A 6,635-nucleotide genomic window follows, 5' to 3' on the forward strand; every position below is an offset into this window, starting at 1 on the left:
CAGACGTGTGCTCTTCCGATCTACATTATAACTTAGCTCCAATAGTAGGGGCTTTAATAATAGGTATACTAACTTTAATAACAGCTTTGGCTGGATTATCAAAACTTGTTGAAATAATTGGAAAAGTAGGTCCAGCAATAGTAGTAATATCTATTATATTAGGAATATCTTCTCTTTTTAAAAATTATTTAAGTTTAAATCCAGAAATAGTATTTACAGCATTAACTAATTTAGAAGACAATTCAAAATTAGTTAGAGCATCAAGTACTTGGTATTTAGCATCATTTTCTTATGTGGGATTTTGTATGTTATGGTTAGCTGGATTTTTGGCTTCACTTGGAGCAAAAGCAGAATCTAGAAAAGAAGCTAAAATAGGCGGATTATGTGGAGCTATTTTATTTTCAATAGCAGTGATTATAGTAGCTTTAGGATTACTTGCTACAATTGAAAAAACTGCAGGAACACAGATTCCAATGCTTTATTTAGCAAATGATATTCATCCAATATTTTCAAGTATATTTGCTTTGATTATACTTGCGGGAATATATACAACAGCAGTTCCACTTCTTTGGAATGTATCTAGTAGATTTACAGAGGAAAAAACAAAATCTTTTAAAATATTGACTACTTCACTAGTTATAATTGGAGTTATTGTTGGATTATGGATCCCATTTGACAAACTAATAAATGTAGTATATGTGATTAATGGCTATTTTGGGGGAATGTTATTAGTTATAATGGTGTTTAAAAGTTTAACTGGTGGAAAAAAGAGAGCAGAAAAGATTATTATACCTAAGGTATAAAAAAAGAGCGATATTAATTTATCGCTCTTTTTTATAGCTTTGTAAATTTAAGTTTGAACTCTTTTTCTGATCTCACAAATGTTAGTTCATTTCCAAAATCATCTAAAATTTTTTCTTGAAAAACCTTATAAAGATACATTTTTTCACCATCTTGTAAATTTGTACAATTTAAAATATTATAATCAAGAACAATATAAAATTTTCCATTTTTATTATTTTTCCAAAGATTATTATTTACTGTGTTCATAAACTCACCTCACCACACAAATTATTTTCCATAGCAGTTTTTAAATCTAAGAAAGAAAGATTTTTGCCAAGGAGATACATAAGTTTAGTGATAGCTGCTTCAGGAGTCATATCGTGACCAGAAATTACCCCAAGCGATATTAAAGCACTGCTAGCTTCATAAAGACCCATTTTAACAGAACCAGTAGCACATTGAGAAATATTAACAATTGCAATATTTTTTTCAGAAACTTCTTTTAAAATATTAATAAATTTTTCAGAAGTTGGCGCATTTCCATTTCCATAAGTTTTTAAAACGATACCTTTAATTTCAGGATGAGCTTCTGTTATAGTCTTAATATATAAAGGATTAAAGCCAGGATAGATTTCAAATGATATAACATTTTCATTAAATGTTGGATCTACAAAAAATTCTTCTTTAGGCATATCTAATACTTTTTTATTATTTATTTTTATCTCACAACCAATTTCTCCAAGAGAGATATAATTAGGAGATGAAAATCCAAAATAATTAGTAGCATCAATTTTTCTAGCTCTGTTTCCTCTTAGAAGTTCATCTCTAAAACAGATAGTTACTTCAGGAATATTTTTCACCCCATAAATTCTGTTACCAGCAATTTGTATAGATGTAATTAGATTTTGTAAAGCATCACTTCTAGGATTTATTAAAGGAACTTGAGAACCGGTAAGAACTACGGGTTTATCAAGATTTTTTAACATAAAAGATAAAGCAGAAGCAGTATATGCCATAGTATCAGTTCCATGAAGAATAACAAAACCACGATAATTATAGTAATTTGTTTCAATAATATTTAAAATATCCATCCATAATTTAGGTTGCATATCTGAAGAATCAATAAGAGTTTCTAGTTGGCAATAATCAGTTGGAAATCTATCTAAGATAGGATGATTTTTAGCAACTTCCCTCCAACTTTTAGCTGGTCTTAGTGGGCTAGAAGAGTCTAATTCATCACTATGAACCATTCCGATAGTTCCCCCGGTATTAATTATTAAAATCTTTTCTAACATTTATACTCCTCCTAAAAATAAACCCCTAGTTTCCTAGGGGTTTTTTCTTAAATTTCTTTTAAGAATATATTTTGAGTTCTATCAGGTCCAACAGAAACAACAGTAATCTGACAACCTAAATATTCTTCAACTCTAGCAAGATATTTTTTACAATTTTCAGGTAACTCATCATAATTTTTCATTTGAGTAATATCCTCTGTCCATCCAGGTAACTCTTCGTAAACTGGAATAACATTTGCAAGTTTTTCAGTTTGAGCAGGAACAGTAGTGTATACTTTTCCATCTAACTCATATCCAGTACATATTTTAAGAGTATCTAATCCACTTAAAACGTCGATTTTAGTAATAACTACATCAGTTAATCCATTAATATCAACAGCATATTTACCAACAACAAGATCTAGCCATCCACATCTTCTAGGTCTTCCAGTAGTAGCTCCAAATTCAAAACCAGTTTGTCTGATTTGTTCACCTAAATCGTCATTTAATTCAGTAACGAAAGGTCCTTCTCCAACTCTAGTTGTATAAGCTTTCATAACACCAATAATCTTATCGATTTTTCTAGGAGAAACTCCAGCTCCAGTTGTAACTCCTCCACTTGTAGGAGATGATGATGTTACATATGGATATGTTCCATAGTTAATATCAAGCATCATAGCTTGAGCTCCTTCAAATAATACAAACTTATCATTGTCTAAAGCTTCATTAATTTCAGGTACAGCATCAATGATTCTATGTTTTAATCTTTCAGCATATCCTTTGTACTCTTCAAATATTTCATCAAAACTCATTTCAGGAGCATTGTAAATTTTAGTGAAAAGTTCATTTTTAGCTTCTAAGTTCATTTTTAATTTTTTAGCAAATAAATCCATATCTAATAATTCTACAGCTCTAAGACCAACTCTTGAGAATTTATCAGAGTAACAAGGTCCAATTCCTCTTTTAGTAGTTCCAATTTTATTGTCTCCACTCTTTTCTTCGTTTAAAATATCTAATTGTACATGATAAGGCATAATAAGATGAGCTCTATCACTTATAAATAGGTGATCAACTTTAGCTCCTTTAGCTTCTAATGTATCTAACTCTTTTAATAAAACTTTAGGATCAATAACAACCCCTGGTCCTATGATACATTTACCTTGTCCGTGTAGCATTCCTGATGGTAATAAGTGAAGAATGAATTTTTCTCCATTAACAACAACTGTATGTCCAGCATTGTTTCCACCTTGGAATCTTACTACGTAATCTGCTCTATGTCCAAGAACGTCGATAATTTTTCCTTTACCTTCGTCTCCCCATTGTGTTCCGACAACAACATATCCTGCCATTTAAATACCTCCGTAAATTATTTGATTTTTTTTATCTCAATGTAATTGATATTTTTGTTATGTTTGCAAATAAATAAATCTTCAAACTCAGTTCTGATATTATCTACTGCTTTAGGACTATTATGTAAGTCTGGTGTATGATAAATAACCTCGTAATTTTCTAAATCTTTAGAGAATTCTAAAACATCAGAGTAATATTGATCATGATCTGTTTTAAAGAATAAAGTTCCTTCAACATTCATAATAACATCTAAAAGTTCAAATAGTTTAGGTTGAAGAATTCTATTTTTTTCATTACCTTCCCAAGGATCGGGAAAGTTAATATATAAACCTTCAATTTCACCATTTTCAATAAAATTAGTTATTTCTTCTCCACGTCTTCTAAGAAAAACAACATTATTTAAATTTCTTTTAACAGCTTTATTAGCAGATAAAACTAATCTTTTAAATCTAATCTCAAGTGCTAAATGATTTCTTTCAGGGTATTTTTCAGCCATACCAATGGCAAAATTTCCACTTCCAGAACCAATCTCAAGATAGATGGGATTATTATTACTAAAAGCTTTTTGATTCCACTGTCCTTTATAAGAATCCATAATATCTTTATCATATATAATATGTTTTGGATATTCAACTAATTTAACCATATAAGGATTATAATTAGTTCTAGGATTAGTAAAGAAGTGTCTCCAAAGAGTATCTTCTAATCTTTCTTTCATTCTTCCTCCATAATTTTAATAATTTTTTCAGCAGCAAATTGATTGCTTTTGAAAAATTGATTTATTTTATCCTCAGAAACAGGATTTGTTTCAATGAGGTTAATAGCTTGTAAAAATTCATCTTCATTATGAATTTTATATCCTAAGTTTAGAGATAGAATATCTCTAGAAATTGTTTTAACATTTTGTAAAAAATGACCAAAAATAGGAGTTTTACCATAAAATAAAGGTTCGAGCAAACTATGTCCACCTATATTAACCAAGGTACCACCAACAAAGGAGATATCACAAATAGAGTAGAATTTTCTAAGAATTCCCATTTTATCAACAATAATAATGTTTGAATTATCATTCTCTCCCTTTATTAGAATATCAGAAAATCTTTGATAATTCAAATGGGAATTTGTTAATAATTTTTCAATATTTTCAATTCGCTCTAAATGTCTAGGAACAATAACTAATAAAGTATTTTTTAATTTTTTAAATACATTAATGAGAATTTCTTCTTCACCAGTTCTAGTACTACCTGCTACGAATATTTTATATTTATTTGGATTTATTAATTTTTTTAAGTTATTTTTTTCTCTGTTAGAAAAAGATTCAAAAGATATATCAAATTTTAGATTACCTGTAACTTGAATTTTATTTTTATCTGCACCTAAGTTAATAATTCTATCTTTATCATTTGTACTTTGCATACAAAAAAAAGAAATTTTATTTAATAAAGGCTTTAAAATTAATTTAATTTTTTTATATCTAGGAAAACTTTTATTAGAAATTCTTCCGTTAACTAAAATTATTTTAGAAACTTTAGAAACTTCATCAATTAAATTAGGCCAAAGTTCTGTTTCAACAAGAACTAAATATTTTATACTAATAGTTTTAATAATTCTTTTTAATATAAATAGGTCATCTAGAGGAAATCTCATTACTGTAACAGAACTGTCATTTGAATATCTTTCAATAGCAGTATTATAACCTGTATCAGTAAAAACTGTAATTAAAATTTCTTGAGGAAATTTATTTTTAATTTTTTTAATAAGTCCATCAATTAAGTTGATCTCTCCAACAGAGGAGCAATGAAGCCAAATATATTCTTTATCTGATTTTAAAATAGAAAAATCTTGAAATAATCTTTTAAAAACAAATTTTCTTTTTTTTGAATTAAAAATAAGGAAAATTGCAATAAAAGGATATAAAATTCCTCTTATTAAATTATAAAACATAATAGTTACTCTCCAATTATAGAATAGATTATAGTTTCAATAGAGTAAACACACTCTTGAATATTCATAAAACTACTATCAATTTCAATAGCATCATGTGCTTTTTTCAAAGGACTTTCTTTTCTAGATGAATCGATAAGGTCCCTTTCAATAATATCAGCAAGAACTGTTTTAAAATCTTCAGTAATACCTTTTGATAAATAATCTTTTACTCTTCTTTTAGCTCTTTCTTCAGGAGAAGCTACTAAAAATATTTTAACATCTGCATTAGGAAAAACTACAGTTCCAATATCTCTTCCATCTAAAATAACTTTTTTACCTTTACTAATTTCTCTTTGAAGATCTACAAGTTTAATTCTAACCTCTTTAATAGCAGCAGCAGGAGAAACTATTTTAGTTACTTCAGGAGTTCTGATCTCTTTAGAAACATCAACACCGTTTAAAATAAAAGAGTCATTAACTATATCCATATTAATCTTAGGTAAAGACTCAATAATAGTTTTAGAGTCTTTAATATTAATATTATTTTGTAAAGTATATAAAGCTACCATTCTATACATAGCTCCAGTATCCAAATATGTAAGATTAAAATCTTTAGCTATAATTTTAGCAATTGTACTTTTCCCACTTCCTGCAGGACCATCAAGAGCTACAATATAGTTTTTCATAAGCTTTGCCTCCCTTATGCTTTGATTAAAAGAGCTCTCCACTCTTTATCTCTTTTTATTTCTAAAATTTCAAGACCTTTTTTCTCTACTTCTTTAACAATTTGAGGAAGTTTATCTTCAATAATACCTGAGAATATAATAAGTCCATCTTTTTTAACTACCTTAAATATATCTTTAAGTAAAAGAAGAATAACATCAGCTAAAATATTAGCAACAACAACATCAAACTGTTTATCTTTAACAACAGAGATTAAATCACCTAAATAAACTTCAGCTTTTTCTGGAGATATATTATTTAATTCTAAATTTTCTTTTGTAGAATCAATAGCAAGTTCATCAATATCAGTACCATAAATATCAACAGCTCCTAATTTTTCAGCTGCAATCATAAGAATACCAGAACCAGTACCAACATCAATAACAGAGTTTCCAGGTTTAATATTTTCTTCCATGATTTTTAAACATAAAGATGTAGTAGGATGAGAACCAGTACCAAAAGCTCTTCCAGGATCAAGTTCTATAACAAGTTCATTTTCTTCTGGCTCATATTCTCTCCAAGTTGGTTTAACTACAAATTTCTCACTTACTTTTTCTGGATAAAGATAATTTTTCCAAC

7 protein-coding genes are annotated in these 6,635 nt (G+C 28.2%); all 7 read right to left on the minus strand.

The annotated features are described in order from the left end of the window. Positions 1–834: 834 nt before the first annotated feature. Positions 835–1,050, minus strand: a complete 216-nt coding sequence (locus Q0V09_RS06060) for a hypothetical protein (protein WP_297407630.1) — start codon at positions 1,048–1,050, stop codon at positions 835–837. Then, positions 1,047–2,078 (minus strand): asparaginase, encoded by a 1,032-nt coding sequence (locus Q0V09_RS06065; protein WP_297487677.1) that lies wholly within the window; start codon positions 2,076–2,078, stop codon positions 1,047–1,049. The genes Q0V09_RS06060 and Q0V09_RS06065 overlap by 4 nt, the downstream gene beginning before the upstream one ends. Positions 2,079–2,125: 47 nt before the next feature. Then, a complete protein-coding gene (locus Q0V09_RS06070) occupies positions 2,126–3,406 on the minus strand; it encodes an adenylosuccinate synthase (RefSeq protein WP_297407633.1) in 1,281 nt (426 codons plus the stop codon). A 17-nt stretch (positions 3,407–3,423) separates the two neighbouring features. Continuing rightward, positions 3,424–4,125, minus strand: coding sequence for a tRNA (guanosine(46)-N7)-methyltransferase TrmB (gene trmB / locus Q0V09_RS06075; protein WP_297487679.1), 702 nt, complete (start codon positions 4,123–4,125; stop codon positions 3,424–3,426). Beyond that, positions 4,122–5,351 carry a glycosyltransferase N-terminal domain-containing protein gene (locus tag Q0V09_RS06080; protein ID WP_297406586.1) on the minus strand — a complete coding sequence of 410 codons (1,230 nt, stop codon included), beginning with the start codon at positions 5,349–5,351 and terminating at the stop codon, positions 4,122–4,124. The genes trmB and Q0V09_RS06080 overlap by 4 nt, the downstream gene beginning before the upstream one ends. A 5-nt stretch (positions 5,352–5,356) precedes the next feature. Further along, positions 5,357–6,019 (minus strand): (d)CMP kinase, encoded by a 663-nt coding sequence (gene cmk, locus Q0V09_RS06085; protein WP_297487680.1) that lies wholly within the window; start codon positions 6,017–6,019, stop codon positions 5,357–5,359. Between the two features lie 14 nt (positions 6,020–6,033). Further along, on the minus strand, positions 6,034–6,635 hold a 602-nt coding region (gene prmA, locus Q0V09_RS06090), incomplete at its 5' end, for a 50S ribosomal protein L11 methyltransferase (RefSeq protein ID WP_297487682.1).

Origin of the sequence: uncultured Cetobacterium sp., from assembly GCF_947039425.1 — a bacterium.
Classification (GTDB): Bacteria; Fusobacteriota; Fusobacteriia; order Fusobacteriales; family Fusobacteriaceae; genus Cetobacterium_A.